Origin of the sequence: Micromonospora sp. SL1-18, assembly GCF_047921505.1 — a bacterium.
Classification (GTDB): Bacteria; Actinomycetota; Actinomycetes; order Mycobacteriales; family Micromonosporaceae; genus Micromonospora.
Genome location: NZ_JBLROA010000046.1, coordinates 15,193 through 36,625 on the forward strand (window position 1 = coordinate 15,193; position 21,433 = coordinate 36,625).

Annotated in this window: 23 protein-coding genes and 1 pseudogene; 17 read left to right on the forward strand and 7 right to left on the reverse strand. The window is 70.7% G+C overall.

Features of this window, described 5'->3' with window-relative positions; translation table 11 throughout:
• Positions 1-297: a hypothetical protein gene (locus ACNAW0_RS20925; RefSeq protein WP_416289630.1), complete on the reverse strand. Its 297-nt coding sequence runs from the start codon at positions 295-297 to the stop codon at positions 1-3.
• A 329-nt stretch (positions 298-626) separates the two neighbouring features.
• On the opposite strand from ACNAW0_RS20925, the gene ACNAW0_RS20930 reads away from it, so the two are divergent.
• The 3 genes from ACNAW0_RS20930 to ACNAW0_RS20940 all read left to right on the forward strand — a co-directional run bounded on the left by ACNAW0_RS20930 (position 627) and on the right by ACNAW0_RS20940 (position 1,908).
• A complete protein-coding gene (locus tag ACNAW0_RS20930; RefSeq protein ID WP_416289631.1) occupies positions 627-860 on the forward strand; it encodes a winged helix-turn-helix domain-containing protein in 234 nt (77 codons plus the stop codon).
• A gap of 33 nt (positions 861-893) precedes the next feature.
• Positions 894-1,121, forward strand: a complete 228-nt coding sequence (locus ACNAW0_RS20935) for a winged helix-turn-helix domain-containing protein (protein ID WP_416289632.1) — start codon at positions 894-896, stop codon at positions 1,119-1,121.
• A gap of 145 nt (positions 1,122-1,266) precedes the next feature.
• Positions 1,267-1,908, forward strand: coding sequence for a 2'-5' RNA ligase family protein (locus ACNAW0_RS20940; RefSeq protein WP_416289633.1), 642 nt, complete (start codon positions 1,267-1,269; stop codon positions 1,906-1,908).
• 25 nt (positions 1,909-1,933) lie between these two features.
• Here ACNAW0_RS20940 and ACNAW0_RS20945 read toward each other — a convergent pair whose 3' ends face one another.
• Positions 1,934-2,353: a type II toxin-antitoxin system VapC family toxin gene (locus ACNAW0_RS20945; RefSeq protein WP_416289634.1), complete on the reverse strand. Its 420-nt coding sequence runs from the start codon at positions 2,351-2,353 to the stop codon at positions 1,934-1,936.
• The gene (locus tag ACNAW0_RS20950; protein WP_416289635.1) at positions 2,343-2,612 is read right to left on the reverse strand and encodes a type II toxin-antitoxin system Phd/YefM family antitoxin; all 270 of its coding nucleotides are present in this window, start codon (positions 2,610-2,612) and stop codon (positions 2,343-2,345) included. The genes ACNAW0_RS20945 and ACNAW0_RS20950 overlap by 11 nt, the downstream gene beginning before the upstream one ends.
• 221 nt (positions 2,613-2,833) lie before the next feature.
• Here ACNAW0_RS20950 and thrS point away from each other — a divergent pair, with 221 nt between their 5' ends.
• Both thrS and ACNAW0_RS20960 read left to right on the forward strand, forming a co-directional pair.
• On the forward strand, positions 2,834-4,846 hold the full coding sequence (thrS, locus tag ACNAW0_RS20955) for a threonine--tRNA ligase (RefSeq protein WP_416289636.1): 2,013 nt from the start codon (positions 2,834-2,836) through the stop codon (positions 4,844-4,846).
• 95 nt (positions 4,847-4,941) lie between these two features.
• Entirely contained in the window at positions 4,942-5,499 is a 558-nt protein-coding gene (locus ACNAW0_RS20960) for an HIT family protein (protein ID WP_416289637.1), read from the forward strand.
• Between the two features lie 42 nt (positions 5,500-5,541).
• Here ACNAW0_RS20960 and ACNAW0_RS20965 read toward each other — a convergent pair whose 3' ends face one another.
• Complete coding sequence (locus ACNAW0_RS20965) at positions 5,542-6,162, reverse strand: hypothetical protein (protein WP_416289638.1); 621 nt, start codon at positions 6,160-6,162, stop codon at positions 5,542-5,544.
• Between ACNAW0_RS20965 and ACNAW0_RS20970 the strand changes: the two genes are divergently transcribed.
• Positions 6,161-6,793, forward strand: a complete 633-nt coding sequence (locus tag ACNAW0_RS20970) for a CG0192-related protein (protein WP_416289639.1) — start codon at positions 6,161-6,163, stop codon at positions 6,791-6,793. The genes ACNAW0_RS20965 and ACNAW0_RS20970 overlap by 2 nt on opposite strands.
• A 121-nt stretch (positions 6,794-6,914) precedes the next feature.
• On the opposite strand, the gene ACNAW0_RS20975 is transcribed toward ACNAW0_RS20970, so the two are convergent.
• Positions 6,915-9,077 carry an elongation factor G-like protein EF-G2 gene (locus ACNAW0_RS20975; RefSeq protein WP_416289640.1) on the reverse strand — a complete coding sequence of 721 codons (2,163 nt, stop codon included), beginning with the start codon at positions 9,075-9,077 and terminating at the stop codon, positions 6,915-6,917.
• Positions 9,078-9,329: 252 nt separating this feature from the next.
• On the opposite strand from ACNAW0_RS20975, the gene pgsA reads away from it, so the two are divergent.
• The 10 genes and pseudogenes from pgsA to ACNAW0_RS21025 all read left to right on the forward strand — a co-directional run bounded on the left by pgsA (position 9,330) and on the right by ACNAW0_RS21025 (position 16,151).
• Positions 9,330-9,950: a phosphatidylinositol phosphate synthase gene (pgsA, locus tag ACNAW0_RS20980; RefSeq protein ID WP_416289641.1), complete on the forward strand. Its 621-nt coding sequence runs from the start codon at positions 9,330-9,332 to the stop codon at positions 9,948-9,950.
• The gene (locus ACNAW0_RS20985) at positions 9,947-10,879 is read left to right on the forward strand and encodes a phosphatidylinositol mannoside acyltransferase (RefSeq protein WP_416289642.1); all 933 of its coding nucleotides are present in this window, start codon (positions 9,947-9,949) and stop codon (positions 10,877-10,879) included. Before pgsA ends, ACNAW0_RS20985 begins: the two co-directional genes overlap by 4 nt.
• 14 nt (positions 10,880-10,893) lie before the next feature.
• Positions 10,894-12,054 (forward strand): glycosyltransferase family 4 protein, encoded by a 1,161-nt coding sequence (locus ACNAW0_RS20990; RefSeq protein ID WP_416289643.1) that lies wholly within the window; start codon positions 10,894-10,896, stop codon positions 12,052-12,054.
• 81 nt (positions 12,055-12,135) lie between these two features.
• Positions 12,136-12,639 (forward strand): hypothetical protein, encoded by a 504-nt coding sequence (locus ACNAW0_RS20995; RefSeq protein ID WP_416289644.1) that lies wholly within the window; start codon positions 12,136-12,138, stop codon positions 12,637-12,639.
• A gap of 150 nt (positions 12,640-12,789) precedes the next feature.
• Entirely contained in the window at positions 12,790-13,707 is a 918-nt protein-coding gene (pdxS, locus tag ACNAW0_RS21000; RefSeq protein WP_416289645.1) for a pyridoxal 5'-phosphate synthase lyase subunit PdxS, read from the forward strand.
• A 74-nt stretch (positions 13,708-13,781) separates the two neighbouring features.
• Entirely contained in the window at positions 13,782-14,387 is a 606-nt protein-coding gene (gene pdxT, locus ACNAW0_RS21005; RefSeq protein WP_416289646.1) for a pyridoxal 5'-phosphate synthase glutaminase subunit PdxT, read from the forward strand.
• A 206-nt stretch (positions 14,388-14,593) separates the two neighbouring features.
• A complete protein-coding gene (locus ACNAW0_RS21010; RefSeq protein WP_416289647.1) occupies positions 14,594-15,343 on the forward strand; it encodes a YebC/PmpR family DNA-binding transcriptional regulator in 750 nt (249 codons plus the stop codon).
• A gap of 78 nt (positions 15,344-15,421) precedes the next feature.
• Positions 15,422-15,550 (forward strand): hypothetical protein, encoded by a 129-nt coding sequence (locus ACNAW0_RS21015; RefSeq protein WP_416289648.1) that lies wholly within the window; start codon positions 15,422-15,424, stop codon positions 15,548-15,550.
• Positions 15,551-15,582: 32 nt separating this feature from the next.
• Positions 15,583-15,983, forward strand: a pseudogene (locus tag ACNAW0_RS21020) (GNAT family N-acetyltransferase); the annotation flags it as partial.
• A gap of 36 nt (positions 15,984-16,019) precedes the next feature.
• Positions 16,020-16,151 (forward strand): hypothetical protein, encoded by a 132-nt coding sequence (locus ACNAW0_RS21025; RefSeq protein WP_416289666.1) that lies wholly within the window; start codon positions 16,020-16,022, stop codon positions 16,149-16,151.
• A gap of 52 nt (positions 16,152-16,203) precedes the next feature.
• Here ACNAW0_RS21025 and ACNAW0_RS21030 read toward each other — a convergent pair whose 3' ends face one another.
• Both ACNAW0_RS21030 and ACNAW0_RS21035 read right to left on the reverse strand, forming a co-directional pair.
• A complete protein-coding gene (locus tag ACNAW0_RS21030) occupies positions 16,204-17,148 on the reverse strand; it encodes a permease prefix domain 1-containing protein (protein ID WP_416289649.1) in 945 nt (314 codons plus the stop codon).
• On the reverse strand, positions 17,145-17,486 hold the full coding sequence (locus ACNAW0_RS21035; protein ID WP_416289650.1) for a PadR family transcriptional regulator: 342 nt from the start codon (positions 17,484-17,486) through the stop codon (positions 17,145-17,147). The genes ACNAW0_RS21030 and ACNAW0_RS21035 overlap by 4 nt, the downstream gene beginning before the upstream one ends.
• A gap of 234 nt (positions 17,487-17,720) precedes the next feature.
• On the opposite strand from ACNAW0_RS21035, the gene dnaE reads away from it, so the two are divergent.
• Positions 17,721-21,254 (forward strand): DNA polymerase III subunit alpha, encoded by a 3,534-nt coding sequence (gene dnaE / locus ACNAW0_RS21040; protein WP_416289651.1) that lies wholly within the window; start codon positions 17,721-17,723, stop codon positions 21,252-21,254.
• Positions 21,255-21,433: the final 179 nt, after the last annotated feature.

Below are 21,433 nucleotides of genomic sequence, written 5' to 3' on the forward strand. Positions count from 1 at the left end.
TCAACACGCCCCATCGGGTACGCGGACCAGCGCATCGCCGCGGGTCGTCAGCTCGTCGATCACGTCGTCGGGCAGGCCGCGCGACCGCAGCACCCGCCGTCCCCACCGGTGCAGCAGACAGGGGTACGGGGTCCGGTCGCTGCGGCACAGCGGGCCGGCGGGCCACTCCTCGGGTGCGTGCATCAGCACCGCCCGGATAGCGCGCCGGACGTCCTCCGCCGTGACGACCCACGGCATCGGCAGCTCGCCGAGCACCTTCTCCATCGCATCCACTGATTGGTCGACCACTGCCTGCACGCTGTTCCACCTCTCTGGTCTGGGTGCGGCGCCGAGACGGGCGGGGTCGGCCGTGCGCGCGCATGATCTGCCGGAGCCCGGCACCCGCCCCGGGCCTGCTCACGAGCCCGCCATGACCTGTGGCGGGCAGGGGGTGGCACCCGGCCGACTACCGGGGGAGTGGCCGGCCGGGTGTTCCTACGGGGTGACCAGCTCGCGGTTTGCAGACCAGGTGAGCGGGTCGGCACGAACTTATACTTAGTACTGCTCATAGGTCAACCACCGAGTACCTCTTACTTGTCGGTAGAAGCAAGGCGTGATCAAATGGCGGTGCAGACCAGGGAGAGCAGATGCCCGCCAAGCCCAAGTGGGCGCAGCTCGCGGACCTTATCCGTGAGCAGATCGCGTCCGGAGAACTCGCCCCAGGCGACAAGTTGCCGTCCACCGCACAGCTCTGCAGCCAGCACCGTGTGTCGGCAGGGGTGGTCAACCACGCCATGATCGTGCTGAAGACCGAGGGATTGGTCGAAGGTGTGCATGGTCTCGGCGTCTTCGTCAAGGAAGCGCCAAGCGAGCAGACCTAATCTGCCCGCTTCCGCGTACGGAGGGTGCCCCTCATGCCTGCCAAAGCCAAGTGGGCGCAGCTTGCCGACCACCTCCGTGAGTGGATCGAGTCGGGTGAGCTCGTGCCGGGGGAGAAGTTGCCGTCGACCGCGCAGCTCAAGGAAGAGCACCGTGTATCGCAAACCGTCGTGCGACAGGCGATTCTCGTCCTGCAGACGCAGGGCTGGGTGGAGGGCGTGCACGGTCGTCGGCGTGTTCGTTGCCGAGCAACTGCCGGATAGGCGGGACCCATCCTGAGAGCAACTCTCGGATGCCTGGCCGGGGGGTGGGATGAACAGGGGCGAGCACGTCCACCGGATGCGTGATCACTGGTGGTGGCGTCCTGGGTGGCGGTCGGGCCGGCACTTCTACGCCTGTCACTTCAGCATGGTGCGCCATGCCTCACTGGTTCGGCTGGTCGAGGGGTACCAGGCCAGCCTCCGCGGCCTCTCGACGCTCGACCTGATCCCGCCTGGTTGGCTTCACCTGACCATGCAGGGGATCGGCTTCGTGGACGAAATTGGGGACAGCCAGGTCGTCGAGTTGACGGACAGACTCCGTGATCGCCTTGTCACGCTGACTCCATCGGTGGTGGCATTCCACCGGCCGATTGTCCGACCCGAAGCGGTCTATCTGCCGGCCGACCCGCCCGAGCCCATCAGAGCCCTGCGCTCCGTCGTACACGGGGTCATCGCTGAAGTGCTGGGCGACGATCGAGTCGAGCAACTTCCCCGAGATGCCGCCGCGTACCGGCCACACGTCAGCATCGCGTACTCGAACGCGAGGCAGGACGTGGGACCAATAGCCGAGGCGCTCAACAACGTCCAAACCGAGCCCGTTCCGGTCGTGCTCGACCATGTCGACCTGTTGCGGTTCCATCGCGATCATCGGATGTACGAGTGGACGGAAGCCGTCCCGCTTCGCATCGGTGCCGACCGGGGAGAGCAGATGCAGGGCCGGGTAGAGGGAGTACGCGGCGTCGGCGTGTTCGTCGCCGAGAAACTGCCGGATGGGCGGCAGTCATCCTGAGAGCGATACGCTGCGGTACCGGGGGCTATGCCGGGCGGTTCACCGCGCGTACCGTGACGAGGCCGTTCAGCCCCTCAAAGTCGGCAGGGTTGGTGGTGTAGAGCGGCAGGCCGTTCGTGTGGGCCACCGAAGCGATCATGAGGTCGGCGATCCTGCGGCGGGTGCCGCGCCCGGCCGCCAGCACGGCGGCGGAGATCAGGCCGAATGCTCGTGCTGCCTCGGCGTCGAACGGCAGCGGCTCGAAGGTCGCTTCGACGTGTTGAAGCACGCTCATCCGGCGCGCTCTTTCCCGAGCGTCGTCGGTGTGGTGGGGCCCGGCGGACAGTTCCGCGAGCGTGACGGCGCTGATCACCATCTCGTCGGGTAGCTCTGCCGAATTCAGGCCGGCGAGGTGGATGACGATATTGGTGTCGATCAGGCCGCGAAGGGGGAGTTCACCACTCACGGTCGAGAAGGTCCTGTCCGATCGCTGCGTCGAGGTCCCGACGGAACCTGGCCTCGTCGAGCACGGGCGCTGTCGCGAAGGCCGCCATGACCTCGGCTCGGGGAACAAAGGTGCGCCGCCGGATCGGGATCAGCCGACCGATCGGGGTGCCGTTGCGAGTGATCGTGAACGACTCTCCGCGCTCTACGCCGCGCATGATGCTGCCAGAGTCGTTGCGCAGCTCGCGCTGCGTGATCTCCCGAGGAGCGTGCTCAGCCACGACGACAGTCTAACCCTGTGTGCTACGAGGTGCTACAGGACAAGCCGGCGTGGACTCTCCCTGCTCGGCGAAGCCCACCCGCACTCTGCGATATGCCTCCGCGGCAGGCGGGGTGCGTTTCGGGACAGCGCGGCGTCGATGACGGTGCGGAAAAGGGGGCCGATAGCATCGCAGGGGCCGGTAACCGGCAGATCCGATTCCCATCGACGACAGGAGTCACCGTGTCCGCACCCCGTACCCCCGTCGTGGCCGACCCCGTCGTCGTCGCCGCCGGGACGACGGCGGCCGACGCGGTGGCCGCGGCCGGGCTGCCCACCAGCGGCCCGAAGGCAGTCGTGGTGGTCCGCGACCCGCAGGGCGTGCTGCGCGACCTGGACTGGAAGCCGGCCGAGGAGACCACGGTCGAGCCGGTCGCCCTCGACTCGCCGGACGGACTGAACGTGCTGCGCCACTCCACCGCGCACGTACTGGCCCAGGCCGTGCAGGACATCTTCCCCGAGGCGAAGCTCGGCATCGGCCCGCCGATCGAGAACGGCTTCTACTACGACTTCCAGGTCGACAAGCCGTTCCAGCCGGACGACCTGGCGAAGCTCGAGAAGCGGATGCAGGAGATCGTCAAGTCCGGCCAGCGGTTCCGCCGGCGGCGGTTCAGCAGCCTGGACGAGGCGCGGGGCGAGCTGGCCGCCGAGCCGTTCAAGCTGGAGCTGATCGAGGTCAAGGGGGAGGGGCTGGACTCCTCCGAGGTGATGGAGGTGGGCGGCGGCGAGCTGACCATCTACGACAACCTCGCCGCGAACGAGGACAAGGTCTGCTGGTCGGACCTGTGCCGCGGTCCGCACCTGCCGAGCACCCGGCTGATCGGCGCGTTCAAGCTGATGCGCTCGGCCGCCGCGTACTGGCGGGGGTCGGAGAAGAACCCGCAGCTGCAGCGGGTGTACGGGACCGCGTGGCCGACCCGGGACGAGCTGAAGGCGTACCTGAAGCTGCTGGAGGAGGCCGCCCGGCGCGACCACCGCAAGCTCGGTGCGGACCTGGACCTGTTCAGCTTCCCCGACGAGATCGGCTCGGGCCTCGTGGTCTTCCACCCCAAGGGGGGTGTGCTCAAGCGGGTGATGGAGGACTACGTCCGCACCCGGCACATCGAGGAGGGCTTCCAGTACGTCGGGACCCCGCACATCTCGAAGGAAGGCCTCTTCCACACCTCAGGTCACCTGCCGTACTACGCCGACGGGATGTACCCGCCCATGGAGCTCGAGGGCGCGGACTACTACCTCAAGGCGATGAACTGCCCGATGCACAACCTGATCTACCGGTCGCGCGGGCGCTCCTACCGTGAGCTGCCGATGCGGCTCTTCGAGTTCGGGTCGGTCTACCGCTACGAGAAGTCCGGCGTGGTCCACGGGTTGACCCGGGTGCGCGGCCTGACCCAGGACGACTCGCATTCGTACTGCACGCGGGAGCAGGCGCCGGCCGAGATCAAGCACCTGCTCGGCTTCGTGCTCAGCCTGCTGCGGGACTTCGGCATCGACGACTTCTACCTGGAGCTGTCGACCCGCGACGAGTCCCGGCCGGACAAGTTCGTCGGCTCGGACGAGGACTGGGCGACCGCGACCGCGGTGCTGGAGCAGTGCGCGCGGGAGACCGGGCTCGACCTGGTGCCCGACCCGGGCGGCGCGGCGTTCTACGGCCCGAAGATCTCGGTGCAGGCGAAGGACGCCATCGGCCGGACCTGGCAGTTGTCGACGATCCAGTACGACTTCAACCAGCCGAAGGGCTTCGGGCTGGAGTACCAGGCGGCCGATGGAACCCGACAGCAGCCGGTGATGATCCACTGCGCCAAGTTCGGGTCGATCGAGCGCTTCATCGGCGTGCTCACGGAGCACTACGCCGGGGCGTTCCCGGCGTGGCTCGCCCCGGTGCAGGTGGTGGGCATCCCGATCCGCGAGGAGCACACCGACTACCTCCAGGACTTCGTCACGACGCTGCGGGCCGAGGGGATCCGGGCCGAGGTCGACGCGGGCGACGACCGGATGCAGAAGAAGATCCGCAACGCCCAGCAGCAGAAGATCCCGTTCATGGTGATCGCCGGCGACGACGACGTGGCAGCCGGCACGGTGTCCTTCCGCTACCGCGACGGGTCGCAGCGCAACGGCGTGCCGATGGTCGAGGCGGTCGCCCACGTGCTCGACGTGGTCGGATCGCGGACCAACTCGGGGCCCTCGGCGCAGAGCTGACCGACCCGGGCCGGCGGGGGATCTCCGGGCGACCGGGCCCCCGCCCGGCCGGTGCGGACGGATGGCGCCCGGCGCCGCGACCGTAGGATCGGCGTGTGACTGGGGCGGAACGACACTTCGACAGCGGCACCGACAACGGCCTGTCGGACAGCCTGGAACGGCTCTGGACGCCGCATCGGATGACCTACGTCTCAGGCGAGGAACGGCCCGCGGGCGGCTACGAGAAGCCCACCGGCTGCCCGTTCTGCCTGGCCCCCGACCTGCCTCCGGACGAGAGCCTGGTCGTCGCCCGGGGCGAGCACGTCTTCGCGGTGCTCAACCTCTACCCGTACAACCCGGGACACCTGCTGGTCTGCCCGTACCGGCACGTCGCCGACTACACCGGGCTGGACGCAGCGGAGACCGCCGAGCTGGCGGCGTTCACCCAGGACGCCATGCGGGTGGTCCGCCAGGTCTCCAACGCGCACGGCTTCAACCTGGGCATGAACCAGGGCGGCGTGGCCGGCGCCGGCATCGCCGCCCACCTGCACCAGCACGTGGTGCCACGGTGGGGCGGGGACGCCAACTTCATGCCGGTCATCGGCCGGACGAAGGTGCTGCCGCAGCTGCTCGCCGACACCCGGGACCTGCTCGCCAAGGCCTGGCCGGCCTGACCGCGCGGCGGGTGGGCGCGCGTGGGCGCGACCGGCGGGCGCTCAGCGCAGCCGGTTGCGGACGCGAGCCGGCCGGCGGCGCCTGTTGGTGGCGGTCCGCCGGGTCGTCTCGGCCTGATCGGTGGCGGGTTCGGCCCGGACGGCGAGCTGACGCAGCCGCCGCTCGACCATCCGGTCGCCGTGCCGGGCGATCCAGACGCAGACCGCGGCCAGCGGCAGTTCGACCAGGGCGGCCAGCAGCACCGACAGCGCCAGGTCCGGCCCGACGGGGGTGGTGACGACGTCGAACCAGGCGTCCACCACCAGCATGGTCGCGGTGGCGCTGGCCGCCAGCCCCACCTGACGGTGCCCCCGGTACGCCTGCACCGCGGTCAACGCCAGCGTGGCCACCAGCCCCAGGTCGAAGCCCACCCAGGCGGCCCGGTAGTGCACGCTCATCACGTGTCGGGGCAGCGTCAGCGCCAGGTAACAGACCCAGGGCAGGGTGAGTAGCGCCAGCACGCCGAAGGTGGGCGCCACCCAGCGGGGCGCTGGTCGCAACTCCGTCGTCCGCTCGATCCCGTCCGCCGCTGTGCCCACCCGTTCCTCCAGGCCGCGGTAGTGTCTCTTGCCAAGATCGGCGAACCCCGGCGCGCTCTCCTTCGACAGTACGATCCTCCGCATGGCTCTGCTGTACCGCGCGGAACTGCGCCCCTCCAAGCTCGACCTGCTCACCGCCTGGTTGCCCACTCGTCCCTGGTTCGCCGGGACGGCGGGCGCCGACGTGACCCGGGTGGCGGCGTACCGCTTCGACGACCCGGCCGGCGAGGTCGGGATCGAGACCCTGCTCGTCCGCGCCGGGGACGGCCCGATCCTGCAGGTGCCGCTCACCTACCGGGGCGCCCCGCTGGCCGGCGCCGACCAGTGGCTGGTCGGCACCACCGAGCACTCGGTGCTGGGCCCGCGCTGGGTGTACGACGCCTGCGCCGACCCGGTCTACCCGCCGGTGTTGGCCGCCGCCGTGCTCGCCGGAGCCGGGCAGGCGGAGGAGTACTTCGAGGTGGACGGGCGGCGGGAGGTCCGCCCGCGGAACATGACCGTGACCGGCGGCCACGCCGGCGCGGTCGAGCCGCCGGCTGTCGGCGCGCCCCGGGAGGTGGTCGACGGCGACCCCACGCTGATCCGGGCCGACCACGTCGAGCTGGCCGTCGTCCGTCGGCCGGCCCTCGGCCAGCCCTCCTCCGACGCCTGCCTGACCGGCACCTGGCCGGGACAGACAACCCCGCTCGCCCTGGCCTACGCCGTCCCCCGCTGACGCCCCGCCCGTTTCCGCCCGCGGCGGTCATGGAGTTTCGGCCCTCCGAAAGTGGGGTGGACCGGGAACCACAACTCCATGATCCACGCCGCCGGGGAACGGGACGGGGGGAACGGGCGGGTCAGGAGCGGGCGGTGTGTTCCTTGCGGGCCTGGTCGGCCAGGTGGGCGGGCATGGGTTCGTAGCGGGCGAACTCGCGGCGGAAGGCACCGGTGCCGGCGGTCATCGAGCGCAGCTCGATCGCGTACCGGAGCAACTCGGTGGCGGGCACCTCGGCGCGGACCAGGGTGCACCCCTCGGCGTCCGGGTCGGGTTCGGTGCCGAGCACCCGCCCGCGCCGGCCGGAGAGATCGCCCATCACCGCGCCCACCGACGAGTCGGGCACCCGGATGGCCACCTCGTCGACGGGCTCCAGCAGCGTCGGCTGGCCCTTCTCGGCGGCGTCCCGCAGCGCGAGGGCACCTGCGGTCTGGAACGCCGCGTCGGAGGAGTCGACGCTGTGCGCCTTGCCGTCGAAGAGGGTCACCCGCAGGTCCACCACCGGGCAGCCGGCGACCAGGCCCCGTTCCATCTGGGTCCGGACGCCCTTCTCCACCGACGGGATGTAGTTGTGCGGCACCGCGCCGCCGACCACCTTGTCCACGAACTCGAAGCCCGCGCCGCGGGGCAGCGGCTCCACCTCGATGTCGCAGACCGCGTACTGGCCGTGGCCGCCGGACTGCTTGACGTGCCGGCCGTGGCCCTTCGCGCCGACGGTGAACGTCTCGCGCAGCGCCACCCGGACCGGCTCGGTCTCCAGCTCCACCCCGCCCGCGCGCAGCCGCTCGAGCACGACGTCGGCGTGCGCCTCGCCCATGCACCAGAGCACCAGTTGGTGGGTTTCGGCGTTGCGCTCCAGCCGCAGCGTCGGGTCGCCGGTCACCAGCCGGGCGAGGTTGCGCGCGAGGGCGTCCTCGTCGGCTCGGCTCTTCGCCACGATCGCCACCGGCAGCAGCGGCTGCGGCATCTCCCACGGGGCGATGAGCAGCGGCTCCTCCTTGGCGGAGATGGTGTCACCGGTCTCCGCGCTGCCCGACTTGGTGATCGCGCAGAGGTCCCCGGCGACCACCGCGGGTACCTCGCGCAGCGCCGCGCCGAGCGGGCTGTAGAGGTGGCCGACCCGCTCGTCGGCGTCGTGGTCGGGGTGGCCCCGCTCGGCCATGCCGTGCCCGGACACGTGGATCACCTGGTCGGGGCGGAGGGTGCCGGAGAAGACCCGGACCAGGGACACCCGCCCGACGTGCCGGTCGACCGTCGTCTTGACCACCTCCGCGACCAGCGGACCGTCCGGATCGCAGACCAGCGGTGGCCGGGGCGAGCCGTCCACCCCGGTGACCGCCGGAAGCTCGTGTTCCAGCGGCGAGGGGAACGCCGACACCAGGCCGTCGAGCAGCACGTCCAGGCCGACCCCGGTCTCCGAGCAGACCGGCACCACCGGGTAGAAGTGACCCCGGGCCACCGCCTTCTCCAGGTCGGTGACGAGCACCTCGGTGTCGATCTCCTCGCCGCCGAGGTAGCGGTCCATCAGGGACTCGTCCTCGCTCTCCGCGATGATCCCCTCGATGAGCTCGTTGCGCGCCTCGACGATGGCGGGCAGGTGCTCGGGGTCCGGCTCGCGGACCGCGGCCGGCAGCCCGTCCGAGTAGTCGAAGACGCGTCGGGTGATCAGCCCCATCAGGCCGACGACGGACACGCCGTCGTCGCCGAGCATCGGCAGGTGGAGCGGGAGCACGTTGTCGCCGAAGACGCGCTGGCAGAGCGCCACCGCCTCGTCGAAGTCGGCGCGCGGGTGGTCCAGCCGGGCCACCGCGACCGCGCGCGGCATGTCGACCGCGGCGCACTCCTCCCAGAGGGCGGCGGTGGCCGCGTCCATCCCGTCGACGGCGGAGACCACGAACAGCGCCGCGTCGGCGGCCCGCAGGCCGGCGCGTAGCTCGCCGACGAAGTCGCCGTAGCCCGGCGTGTCCAGGAGGTTGACCTTGACGTCCCGGTGCAGCAGCGGGGCGCAGGACACGCTCACCGAACGCTGCTGGCGTACGGCGGCGGGGTCGTGGTCGCAGACCGTGGTGCCCTCGGTGACGATGCCGGCGCGGCTGATCGTGCCGCTGGCCGCGAGCAACGCCTCGACCAGGGTCGTCTTGCCAGCCCCGGAGTGCCCGACCAGCACCACGTTGCGAACCCTGCCGGGCTCGGTCACCACCGGCGCGCCGCCGGTGACACCCTTCTCCTGATTTTTCTGCGCCATCGCGGCGCACCTCCCTCAGCCGATGGTGGTGGCAACCGCCGCGCGCGACGGGGAAGCGGGCCCGGGCGGGTACCGCGGCGATATCCTCCGGTGGTCTTGTGGACGGCGGGTTCTCGGACGGGTGGTTGGGTGAGGTGGCTCACCTCCCACGTTCGATCTCACACCCGTAGCCGATCGGGCACAAGCCCGCGTGGCAGGTCGGGACGACCGGCGGTGTCGCCGACCACGGCCGGCCGTTATCGTGGGACCGCCATGGCGAAGATCTTCCAAGTAACGGCCCGGGCGGGCATGACCCGCATCGTGGAGCCGGTCGCGCGTGCTCTGCTCCGCGCGGGCGTATCCCCCAACGCGGTCACCGTGACCGGCACTCTCGGCGTACTCGGCGGCGCGATCGGCCTCGGCGCCCGCGGCCACCTGGTCGCCGCCGCGCTGATCGTCACGGTCTTCGCGCTCACCGACCTGCTCGACGGCACGATGGCCCGGATGAGCGGCGGCTCCACCAGGTTCGGGGCCTTCCTCGACTCGAGCATGGACCGGGTCGCCGACAGCGCGGTCTTCGGCGCGGTCGCGTACTGGCTGGCCACCCAGCACCAGTACGCGGGGGTGGCCGCCGCGCTGCTCTGCCTGGCCGCCGGGGGCCTGGTCTCCTACGTCAAGGCCCGGGCCGAGGGGCTCGGGATGACCTGCAACGTGGGCATCGCCGAGCGCACCGAGCGGCTGCTGATCGTCGGGGTGGGTGGCCTGCTCACCGGCCTCGGCGTCGAGCTTGCCCTGCAGGTCGCGCTCTGGCTGCTCGCCGCCGTCTCGATCTTCACGGTCGGGCAGCGCATGGTCCACGTTTACCGGCAGGCGCAACTGGTCGGCCAGGAGTGAACCTCACCGAGCTGGGCTACGTCGCCGGCTGGCGGCTGGTCCGCGCGCTGCCCGGGCCGGTGGTCGCCGCGGCCTTCCGGGCGGGCGCCGACCGCGCTCACCGCAGGGGTGGCCGGGGTACGGCCCGGCTCCGGGCCAACCTGCGCCGGGTGGTCGGCCCGGAACTGCCCGAGGCGGAGCTGGACGAACTGGTCCGGGCCGGGCTGCGGTCGTACGCCCGGTACTGGATGGAGGCGTTCCGGCTGCCGTCGCTGAGCCGCCAGGAGATCCTCGCCGGGTTCCACCTCGACGGCGCGGAGATGCTCGCCGCCGACGTGGCATCCGGCCGGGGCGCGGTGATCGCGCTGCCGCACGGCGGCAACTGGGACGCCGCCGGCGCTTGGGTGGCGGCCACCGGCTGGCCGATCACCACGGTCGCCGAGCGGCTCAAGCCGGAGGGCGTCTACGAGCGTTTCCTCGCCTTCCGGCAGGCCCTGGGCATGGAGATCGTGCCCACCCACGGTGGCGAGCGACCGGCGTTCGACGTGCTGGTCGACCGGCTCCGGGGCGGTGCGGTGGTGCCGCTGCTCGCCGACCGGGACCTCTCCGTCCGTGGCGTGGAGGTGGACTTCTTCGGCGGCCGGACCCGGATGCCCGCCGGTCCGGCGCTGCTGGCGATCCGGACCGGAGCGCCCCTCTACGTCACCACGATGTGGTACGAGCCGGACCTCGCTCGCGGCGCGCTGGTGCCGGTGGAGGTGCCCGATCCGGACAGCGGTCCGCTGGACGCCCGGGTCCGCGTGCTCACCCAGCGGATCGCCGACGGCCTGGCGGCAGGCATCGCCCGCCATCCGGAAGACTGGCACATGTTGCAGCGGATGTGGCTGGACCAGCGGGCCGACACTTCGGGTGCTCCGGCCCAGCCGCCGACCAGCACCCAGACGATCTGAGGGAGCGGGCGCAAATGCGGATCGGCATCGTGTGCCCGTACTCCTTCGACGTCCCGGGCGGGGTGCAGAACCATGTCATGGACCTGGCCGAGGCGCTGATCGGGCTGGGCCACCAGGTGAGCGTGCTCGCCCCGGCCGACGAGGACTCGCCGCTGCCGCCGTACGTGGTGGCCGCCGGGCGGGCGGTGCCGCTGCCGTACAACGGCTCGGTGGCCCGGATCGCCTTCGGCCCGGTCTCCACCGCCCGGGTGCGGCGCTGGATCACCCGGGGCGACTTCGACGTGCTGCACGTGCACGAGCCGATCACGCCGAGCCTGTCGATGCTGGCCGTGCTCTGCGCGCGCGGCCCGGTGGTGGCCACCTTCCACACCGCGATGACCCGCTCCCGGGTGCTCTCCGCGGTGCAGGGGATGCTGCAGATCGTGCTGGAGCGGATCACCGCCCGGATCGCGGTCAGCGCGCTGGCGCGCAAGGTGCAGGTCGAGCACCTGGACGGCGGCGCGGTGGAGATCCCTAACGGGGTGGCGGTGGCGAAGTTCGCCGGCGTCGAGCCGCTGCCCGGCTGGCCGGGGGAGTGCGGGCCGGGCACCGGTGGGACGGTGGGCTTCCTGGGCCGATTCACCGAGCCCCGCAAGGGCTTCCCGATCCTGCGGGACGCCTTCGTCGCGCTCGCCCCGGACCGGCCGGGGTTGCGCCTGCTGGTGGCCGGGCCGGGCGACCGGGACGACCTGTACGGGCAGTTCCCGGCTGGGCTACGGGACCGGGTCACCTTTCTCGGCATGGTCGCCGAGGCGGACAAACCTCGCATGCTGCGCAGCCTGCACCTGTACGTGGCACCGAACACCGGCGGAGAGTCCTTCGGGATGATCCTCACCGAGGCGCTCGCCGCCGGCACCACCGTGGTGGCCAGCGACCTGGACGCCTTCCGCCGGGTGCTGGACGGCGGCCGGGCCGGCCGGCTGTTCCCGACCGGCGACGCGGCGGCCCTGCGTACCGCCCTGGCCGAACTGCTCGACGACGCGGACCGGCGGGCGGCGCTGACGGCCTGCGGTGACCTGGCGGTCGCCGGTTTCGACTGGCCGGTGGTGGCCCGCCGGGTGCTGGAGGTGTACGCGGCGGCGATCGAGGCCACCGACGGCCGGGTCATGGACCAGGAATGGGTGGAGCTGGGCTGAACCGGGTGGCCGGTGGGGCCGGTGTGACCGGCCCGTCGACCGGTGACGCGCCGGATCGGGCGGGAACGGAGCAGCACTACGATGCCGGGCATGTGGTGGGTGGTGGGCGCGGTCGCGGTCGTCGGGCTCGTCACGGCGTACCTGCTATGGACGGCCAACCGGGTCGAACGGCTGCAGATCCGGGCGGAGTCGGCGGCCCGAGCGCTCGACGCACACCTGCTGCGTCGCGCGGCGGCCGCCGCCGTGCTGGCCGAACGGCGGTACGGCGTGGAGTTGTACGCGGCCGCCCGGATCGCGCTCGACGCCGTCCCAGAGGAGCGGGAGGCCGCCGAGAACGACCTCACCCGCCAGCTGCGCACCGTGGAGCTGGATCCGGACGATCCGGCCTGTGAGGCGGTGATCGCGGCCAGCCGGCGGCTGGCGCTGGCCCGGCAGGTGCACACCGACCTGGTTCGGGACGCCCGTGCGGTCCGCCGCCGCCGTGTGGTGCGGCTGTTCCGGATGGGGCGCCGGCACGAGTCGCCCCGCTACTTCGACATCGACGACCCCACCCTGGCCGCCCCGGCGGACGTCTCCGCCGGCTGACCCGCGCCGGCCCGCCCAACCGGCCGGACCAGGCGTGACGCCAGCCACAGAGCAGGCCACCGTGGGTCTGATTGGCTGTCGGCTCGGCGTTGGCCCCGGCGTAGCATTTTTCGCAGCGACCCCCCGAGCATGCCAGAGGAGCGATGACCCGTGTCCGAATCCACCTCCCCGAACACCAACGCCACCCCCGTCGTCGGCACGGCCCGCGTCAAGCGGGGCATGGCCGAGATGCTCAAGGGCGGCGTGATCATGGACGTGGTCACCCCTGAGCAGGCCAAGATCGCCGAGGACGCCGGCGCGGTCGCCGTCATGGCGCTGGAGCGGGTGCCCGCCGACATTCGCGCGCAGGGCGGCGTGTCCCGGATGAGTGACCCGGACATGATCGACGGCATCATCAGCGCCGTCTCGATCCCGGTGATGGCCAAGGCCCGGATCGGCCACTTCGTCGAGGCGCAGGTCCTGCAGTCCCTCGGCGTCGACTACATCGACGAGTCCGAGGTGCTGACCCCGGCCGACTACGAGAACCACATCGACAAGTGGGCGTTCACCGTCCCCTTCGTCTGCGGCGCGACCAACCTGGGCGAGGCGCTGCGCCGGATCACCGAGGGCGCCGCCATGATCCGCTCGAAGGGCGAGGCCGGCACCGGTGACGTCTCCAACGCCACCACCCACATGCGCAAGATCCGTAAGGAGATCCGTCGGCTCCAGTCCCTGCCGGCCGACGAGCTGTTCGTCGCCGCCAAGGAGCTGCAGGCGCCGTACGAGCTGGTCAAGGAGATCGCCGAGACCGGCAAGCTGCCGGTGGTGCTGTTCACCGCGGGCGGCATCGCCACCCCGGCCGACGCCGCCATGATGATGCAGCTCGGCGCCGAGGGCGTCTTCGTCGGCTCGGGCATCTTCAAGTCCGGCAACCCGGCCCAGCGCGCCGCCGCGATCGTGAAGGCCACCACCTTCCACGACGACCCCGACGTGCTGGCCAAGGTCTCCCGGGGCCTGGGCGAGGCCATGGTCGGCATCAACGTCGACGAGATCCCGCAGCCGCACCGGCTGGCCGAGCGCGGCTGGTGACGTGCGGGGAGGGGCCCTTGCCAACGCCTCAGGCATGGCAGGGCCCCTCCGCACACTCCACGAGAGGAGCGAACGTGACCGCACCCGTCATCGGTGTGCTCGCGCTTCAGGGGGACGTGCGTGAGCACGTCGCCGCCCTGGCCGGCGCGGGCGCGGACGCTCGTCCGGTACGCCGTCCGGCCGAGCTGGACACGGTCCACGGGCTGGTCATCCCCGGCGGGGAGTCCACCACCATCAGCAAGCTCGCCGACATCTTCGAGATGCGCGAGCCGATCGACAAGCGGATCGTCGCCGGCATGCCGGTCTACGGTTCCTGCGCCGGCATGATCATGCTGGCTTCCGAGGTGCTCGACGGCCGCCCCGACCAGCGAGGCTTCCAGGGCATCGAGATGACCGTCCGGCGCAACGCGTTCGGCCGGCAGGTCGACTCGTTCGAGGCTCCCGTGGAGATCTCCGGGGTCGAGGGCGAGCCGTTCCACGCCGTCTTCATCCGCGCTCCCTGGGTCGAGCGGGTCGGCACGGGCGTCGAGGTGCTCGGCCGGGTCACCGACGGGCCAGTCGCCGACCGGATCGTGGCGGTCCGGCAGGGCAACCTGCTGGCCACCTCTTTCCACCCGGAACTCACCGGCGACCTGCGGCTACACCGGTACTTCGTGGAGTTGGTCCGGGCCGCTGCCTGAGCGCGAAGCCCGCCGCCGTGCCCCGGCACGGGTGGCGGGTGTGACATGCGGGGACGCGCTCTCGGTAGGATTGCCGCGGTTCGGCAGGGCCATCGCTCGCCGCAGCCGTCCACGCGGAGCCGACCGGCCAGCTCCATCCGTACCGGTTGACCGTGGATTCGGCGCGGGCAGTCGACGCAGGCGTGGATCATTTACGGAGGTATGAGATGTCTGGCCACTCAAAGTGGGCGACCACCAAGCACAAGAAGGCCGTCATCGACGCCAAGCGTGGCAAGATGTTCGCCAAGCTGATCAAGAACGTCGAGGTGGCGGCCCGGACCGGCGGCGGCGACCCGGCCGGCAACCCGACCCTCTTCGACGCCATCCAGAAGGCGAAGAAGAACTCCGTCCCGAACGACAACATCGACCGCGCGGTCAAGCGCGGCTCCGGCCTGGAGGCCGGCGGCGCCGACTACCAGACGATCATGTACGAGGGCTACGGCCCGAACGGCGTCGCGCTGCTCATCGAGTGCCTCACGGACAACCGTAACCGCGCCGCCACCGAGGTGCGCACCGCGCTGACCCGCAACGGCGGCTCGTTCGCCGACGCCGGCTCGGTGTCGTACATGTTCTCCCGCAAGGGCGTGGTGATCGTCCCCAAGGCGGGCACCACCGAGGACGACGTGATGATGGCGGTCCTCGACGCCGGTGCCGAGGAGGTCAACGACCTCGGCGAGGCGTACGAGGTGGTCTCCGAGCCGGGCGACCTGATCGCGGTGCGGACCGCCCTGCAGGATGCCGGCATCGAGTACGAGTCCGCCGAGTCCTCCCTCATCCCCAGCGTCAACGTGCCGCTGGACGAGGAGGGCGCGCGCAAGATCTTCAAGCTGATCGACGTGCTCGAGGACTGCGACGACGTGCAGAACGTCTTCGCGAACTTCGACGTCTCCGACGAGATCATGGCCGCGGTCGGCTGAGGCGGCGGTGACCGTGGGCGGTTCGCGCCGGGCGACGTCGTCGTCCGGCGCGATGGCTTTTCACTCGCTTTGGAGTTGATGTCGCAGGCGATTCAGCCCGCGGCCCTGGCCCGGCTCTTCGTCGAGGGGCGGCAGCTCGACGCGACCGAGGCGTTCGACGCCGGCCTGGAGATCGTGCTCGACGGCATCGCCGCGAAACTCGGCTGACCGGTCGACGGGCCGGTCCGTACCCTGCCGGAATGCTCGTTCCCGACCTGCCGCTGCGGACCGACCGGCTGCTGCTGCGCCCGTTCACCGCCGACGACCTCGCCGACCTGTACGCCTACCGCTCCCGGCCGGACGTCACCCGATTCCTCTATCACGACCCGTACGACGAGGCCGCCGCCCGGACGGCGCTGGAGCGCCTGCGCGGGCGTACCGCGCTGCGCGAACCGGGTGATGCGCTGAACCTGGCGATCGTCAGGCCGGAGACCGGTGAGCTGGTCGGTGACGTGCTGTTGATCTGGACCAGCGCCGAGCACCGGCAGGGCGAGATCGGGTACGTGCTGACCCCGCGCACATCGGCCGGGGGTACGCCACCGAGGCGGCCCGGGAGCTGCTGCGGCTCGGCTTCGACGGCCTCGGGCTGCACCGGATCGTCGGTCGTCTGGACGCCCGCAACACCGCCTCGGCTCGGGTGCTGGAGCGGCTCGGCATGCGCCGCGAGGCCTACCTGCGGGAGAGCGAGTTCGTCAAGGGTGAGTGGACCGACGAGGTGGTGTACGCCCTGCTGGGCCGGGAGTGGCAGGCCCGTCCGATCGCCGCCTGACCGGGAAGATGTCTCGGCCCGGCGCCCACGTGCGCGCCGGGCCGAGACCGCTTCAGGCGGCGTGCCGCCGCGCCTTGACGGCGCTGTCGATGAAGCCCAGGACGACGAGGACGGCGGTGAGCAGGACGATCGCCCGGGCCAGGTCCTGCGTGCCGCCCTCGCGCAGCCACTCGAATCGCTGGACCAGCTCCGGGTTGAGCAGCCGGTCGGTGAGCAGCAGCCAGGCGAGTGGCACGGCGAACGCGAGATCGAGCACCGTCTTGACCGCGACCAGCGGCCAGGTCCACCGGCGGGCCCGGTACTTCGCGATCTCCAGCCCGATGCTGGCGACCAGCACCGCGGCCAGCAGCGGCAGCCAGGAGGTCCACAGCGCCGGGTCGATCATCGGCAGCCGTCGACCGTCGCTCGACACCCAGGACTGGAAGTGCTGCCAGGGCAGGAACGCGATGGCGAGCACCAGGAACACGATCGTGGCGCAGGTGTCGACCAGCGTCACCTGCCGCTCCTTCGGCGCCTCAGGCAGCTGGTCGACGCTCCATTCGGGCAGGTTCAGCGGCGTGTTGGTGCGCTCGAGCACGGCGAAGACGAGGGTGACCCAGAACGCGATCTGCACCGCCGTCTGCATCGCACCGACCACCCCGGCGCCGATCGCCGCGCCGGGCTCGCCGTCGATCGTCGCCTTCACCACGCCGGCCGCGACGCCCACGATGGCGGGAATGAAGGTGAGCAGCGTCCGCAGCAGCCGCCACCAGACCAGGAAGTAGCGCGGACCGATGAGCTGCAACCGGCGGTCGGTGTAGCGGGCGGCGAGCTGCTCGGGGTTGCCCAGCTCGGTGAGCACCTCGCGCTCCGCGCTGCCGCGGTCCTGCCCGGCGTCGCTGCGTCCGTCGATCATGTCCTCGATGGAGGCGCGCAGCTCGGTCGCGATCTCGGTGCGGCGCTGCGCCGGGACGGCCCGGAGGGTGGCCGCGACGTAGCGGTCGGTCAGCGTACTCATCGGTCCACTCCCTTGATCAGCCCCTTTACGGAGGCCTGGATGGCGGTGAGGTCGTCGAGGAGGCGGTCCAGCACGGCCTCGCCCTCGGCGCTGGTGCGGTAGAACTTGCGCGGCCGGCTCTCTTCGGTGTTCCACTCGCTGGTCAGCAGGCCCTGCTCCTCCAGCCGCCGGAGCAGGGGATAGAGCGTGTTCGCGTCGACCGGGAAGCCGTGCCCGTTCAGTCGTTGCAGCAGCGCGTAGCCGTAGTCGGGGTGGCGCAGGGCCAGCAGGCTGGCCACCACGACCGTGCCGCGCCGCAGCTCCTGGAGATGGGTCCGCAGGATCTCCTCGCTTGCCATGCCTCACACCATACTGTGTCACACACACTATTGTCGAGCGGCGCTACATCGTGCGGCGGGCGATACTGGGTGGCGTGGGTGGTCGAAAAGGGGACCGTTCCGGCGCTCGACGAGGACCCGGGGGAGACGGAGGCCACCCCCGGCGCGGACGGTGGAGGCGGCCAGATGACCTCGGTAGGGTAGGTGCCGGTCGGCTCCGACCATCAAGATCCATACCGCCGGGGGGCGCCACGCATGGCTGACTCGTTCGCGCATCTGCACGTGCACACCGAGTACTCGATGCTCGACGGGGCGGCCCGGTTGAAGGACCTGTTCGCCGAGGTCGACCGGCAGGGGATGCCGGCGGTCGCGATGACCGACCACGGCAACATGCACGGCGCGAACGACTTCTACAAGCAGGCGATGGCCGCCGGGGTGACCCCGATCCTCGGCGTCGAGGCGTATGTGGCGCCGGAGTCGCGCTTCCACAAGCAGCGCGTCAAGTGGGGGCGCCCGGAGCAGAAGAGCGACGACGTCTCCGGCAACGGCGCGATCACCCACATGACCATGTGGGCGGCGAACAAGACCGGGTTGCACAACCTCTTCAAGCTCAACTCGCGCGCCTCCATCGAGGGCCACTACATCAAGTGGCCCCGAATGGACATGGAGTTGATCGCCGAGTACGCCGACGGGATCATGGCCACCACCGGCTGCCCGTCCGGGGCGGTGCAGACCCGGCTACGGCTGGGCCAGTTCGACGAGGCGCTCAAGGTCGCCGCGAGCTACCAGGAGATCTTCGGCAAGGAGAACTACTTCCTGGAGGTCATGGACCACGGCCTGGACATCGAGAAGCGGGTCCGGGACGGGCTGATCGAGATCGGCCGGAAGCTCGACCTCCCACCGGTGATCACCAACGACTCGCACTACACCCGCGAGGACCAGGCCGAGGCGCACGACGTGCTGCTCTGCGTGCAGACCGCCAGCAACATCTCCGACCCGAACCGGTTCCGGCTCGAGGGCGGGGGCTACTTCATCAAGTCGGCCGAGCAGATGCGCGCGGTCGACTCCTCCGAGTTGTGGCTTCAGGGCTGCCGCAACACCCTGCTGGTCGCCGAGAAGGTCGACCCGACGGGGATGTTCGAGTTCCACAACCTGATGCCGCGCTTCCCCATCCCCGAGGGGGAGACGGAGGAGTCCTGGTTCCGCAAAGAGGCCTTCAAGGGGCTCGCCCGCCGCTTCCCGAACGGGGTCCCGGAGACCCACGTCAAGCAGGCCGAGTACGAGTTGGGCGTCATCATCCAGATGGGCTTCCCGTCGTACTTCCTCGTGGTCGCCGACTTCATCCAGTGGGCGAAGAGCCAGGGCATCGCGGTCGGCCCGGGCCGTGGCTCGGCCGCCGGCTCGCTGGTCGCGTACGCCCTGGGCATCACCGACCTGGACCCGTTGCCGCACGGCCTGATCTTCGAGCGGTTCCTCAACCCCGAGCGCGTCTCGATGCCCGACGTCGACATCGACTTCGACGAGCGCCGGCGCGGCGAGGTGATCAAGTACGTCACCGACAAGTGGGGTGAGGACAAGGTCGCGCAGATCGCCACCTTCGGCACGATCAAGGCGAAGGCCGCGATCAAGGACTCGGCCCGGGTGCTCGGCTACCCGTACGCGGTGGGTGACCGGATCACCAAGGCGATGCCGCCGGCGGTGATGGGCAAGGACATCCCGCTGTCGGGCATCTTCGACCCGAAACACCCGCGCTACGCCGAGGCCGGCGAGATCCGCGGCCTCTACGAGTCCGACCCGGACGTCAAGAAGGTCATCGAGACCGCGAAGGGCATCGAGGGGCTGATCCGGCAGACCGGCGTGCACGCCGCCGGCGTCATCATGTCCGCCGAGCCGATCATCGACCACATCCCGCTGATGCGCCGGGACTCCGACGGGGTGATCATCACCCAGTTCGACTACCCGACGTGCGAGTCGCTCGGGCTGTTGAAGATGGACTTCCTCGGCCTGCGCAACCTGACGATCATCGACGACGCGGTCAAGAACATCCAGCTCAACCACGGCAAGGAGCTGGACCTGCTGGCCCTGCCGCTGGACGACAAGGCCGCCTACGAGCTGCTGGCCCGGGGCGACACGCTCGGCGTCTTCCAGCTCGACGGCGGGCCGATGCGCTCGCTGCTGCGGCTGATGAAGCCGGACAACTTCGAGGACATCTCCGCCGTCCTCGCGCTCTACCGGCCCGGCCCGATGGGCGTCGACTCGCACACCAACTACGCGCTGCGCAAGAACAACCTCCAGGAGATCACGCCGATCCACCCGGAGCTGGAGGAGCCGCTGCGGGAGATCCTTGCCCCGACCTACGGCCTCATCGTCTACCAGGAGCAGGTGCAGCGCGCCGCGCAGATCCTCGCCGGCTACAGCCTCGGCCAGGCCGACCTGCTGCGCCGGGCGATGGGCAAGAAGAAGAAGGAGATCCTCGACAAGGAGTTCGTGCCGTTCCGGGACGGCTGCCGCGAGCGCGGCTACTCCGACGAGGCGATCCAGGCGGTGTGGGACGTCCTCGTCCCGTTCGCCGGCTACGCGTTCAACAAGGCCCACTCCGCCGCGTACGGCCTGGTGTCGTACTGGACGGCGTACCTCAAGGCGCACTATCCGGCCGAGTACATGGCCGCGCTGCTCACCTCCGTCGGCGACGACAAGGACAAGATGGCGCTCTACCTGTCGGAGTGCCGGCGGATGGGCATCCAGGTGCTGCCGCCCGACGTGAACACCTCGGCCGGGCCGTTCACCCCGGTCGGGAAGGACATCCGCTTCGGCCTCGCCGCCATCCGCAACGTCGGCGCGAACGTGGTCACCTCGATCATGCGGTGCCGCGAGGAGAAGGGCGCGTACGCCGACTTCTACGACTTCCTGTCCAAGGTGGACTCGGTGGTCTGCAACAAGAAGACCATCGAATCCCTGATCAAGGCCGGGGCGTTCGACTCGCTCCGCCACCCGCGCAAGGGCCTGCTCGCCGTGCACGCCGACGCCATCGACGCGTACGCCGACGTCAAGCGCAAGGAGGCCGTCGGCCAGTACGACCTCTTCGGCGCCGGCTTCGGCGACGCCGACACCGCCGGCAGCACCACGGTGATGCCGACCATCGGCGAGGGGGAGTGGGACAAACGGGACAAGCTCGCCTTCGAGCGCGAGATGCTCGGCCTGTACGTCTCCGACCACCCGCTGTTCGGCCTGGAGCACGTGCTCGGCGCGGCGGCCGACACGACCATCGCCGCCCTCTCCGAGGAGGGGACCGTGCCCGACGGCGCGGTGGTCACCCTGGCCGGCATCCTCTCCGGCGTCCAGCGCCGGGTCACCAAGCAGGGCCGGGCCTGGGCCTCGGCCGCGCTGGAGGACCTCGCCGGTGGCGTCGAGACCCTGTTCTTCCCCAACACGTACGAGGTGATCGGCCAGTACATCGCCGAGGACGCGATCGTGGTGGTCAAGGGGCGGGTGGACCGTCGCGACGACACGCCGCGGATCATGGCGATGGACATGTCCATGCCGGACATCAGCAGCAACCCGGCGAACAAGCCGATCACCCTGACCATCCCGGTGCACCGCTGCACGCCGCCACTGGTGGAGAAGCTCAAGGAGACCCTGGTGCTGCATCCCGGCGACACCGAGGTGCACGTCAAGCTGCTCAACGGCGGCAAGGTCACCACGCTGCGGCTCGGCCCGTTCCGGGTGGCCGCCACCACCGCGCTGATGGGCGACCTGAAGAGTGTCCTCGGCCCGGCCAACGTGAGCTGACCCACCGCCAGGCGCCCTGCCTGACCAGGGAACATCACTCTGAGTAAACCTGCTCGTCATCTCGGTTCCCTACGCTTCCCCGACGGCGTGCCGCCCGGTGCGCGCGTTCGGAAGAGGCAATCCGAGGAGAAGAAGATGAGCCAGGTTCTCGTCGCCGTCGCGGTGAACGTCATCAGCGC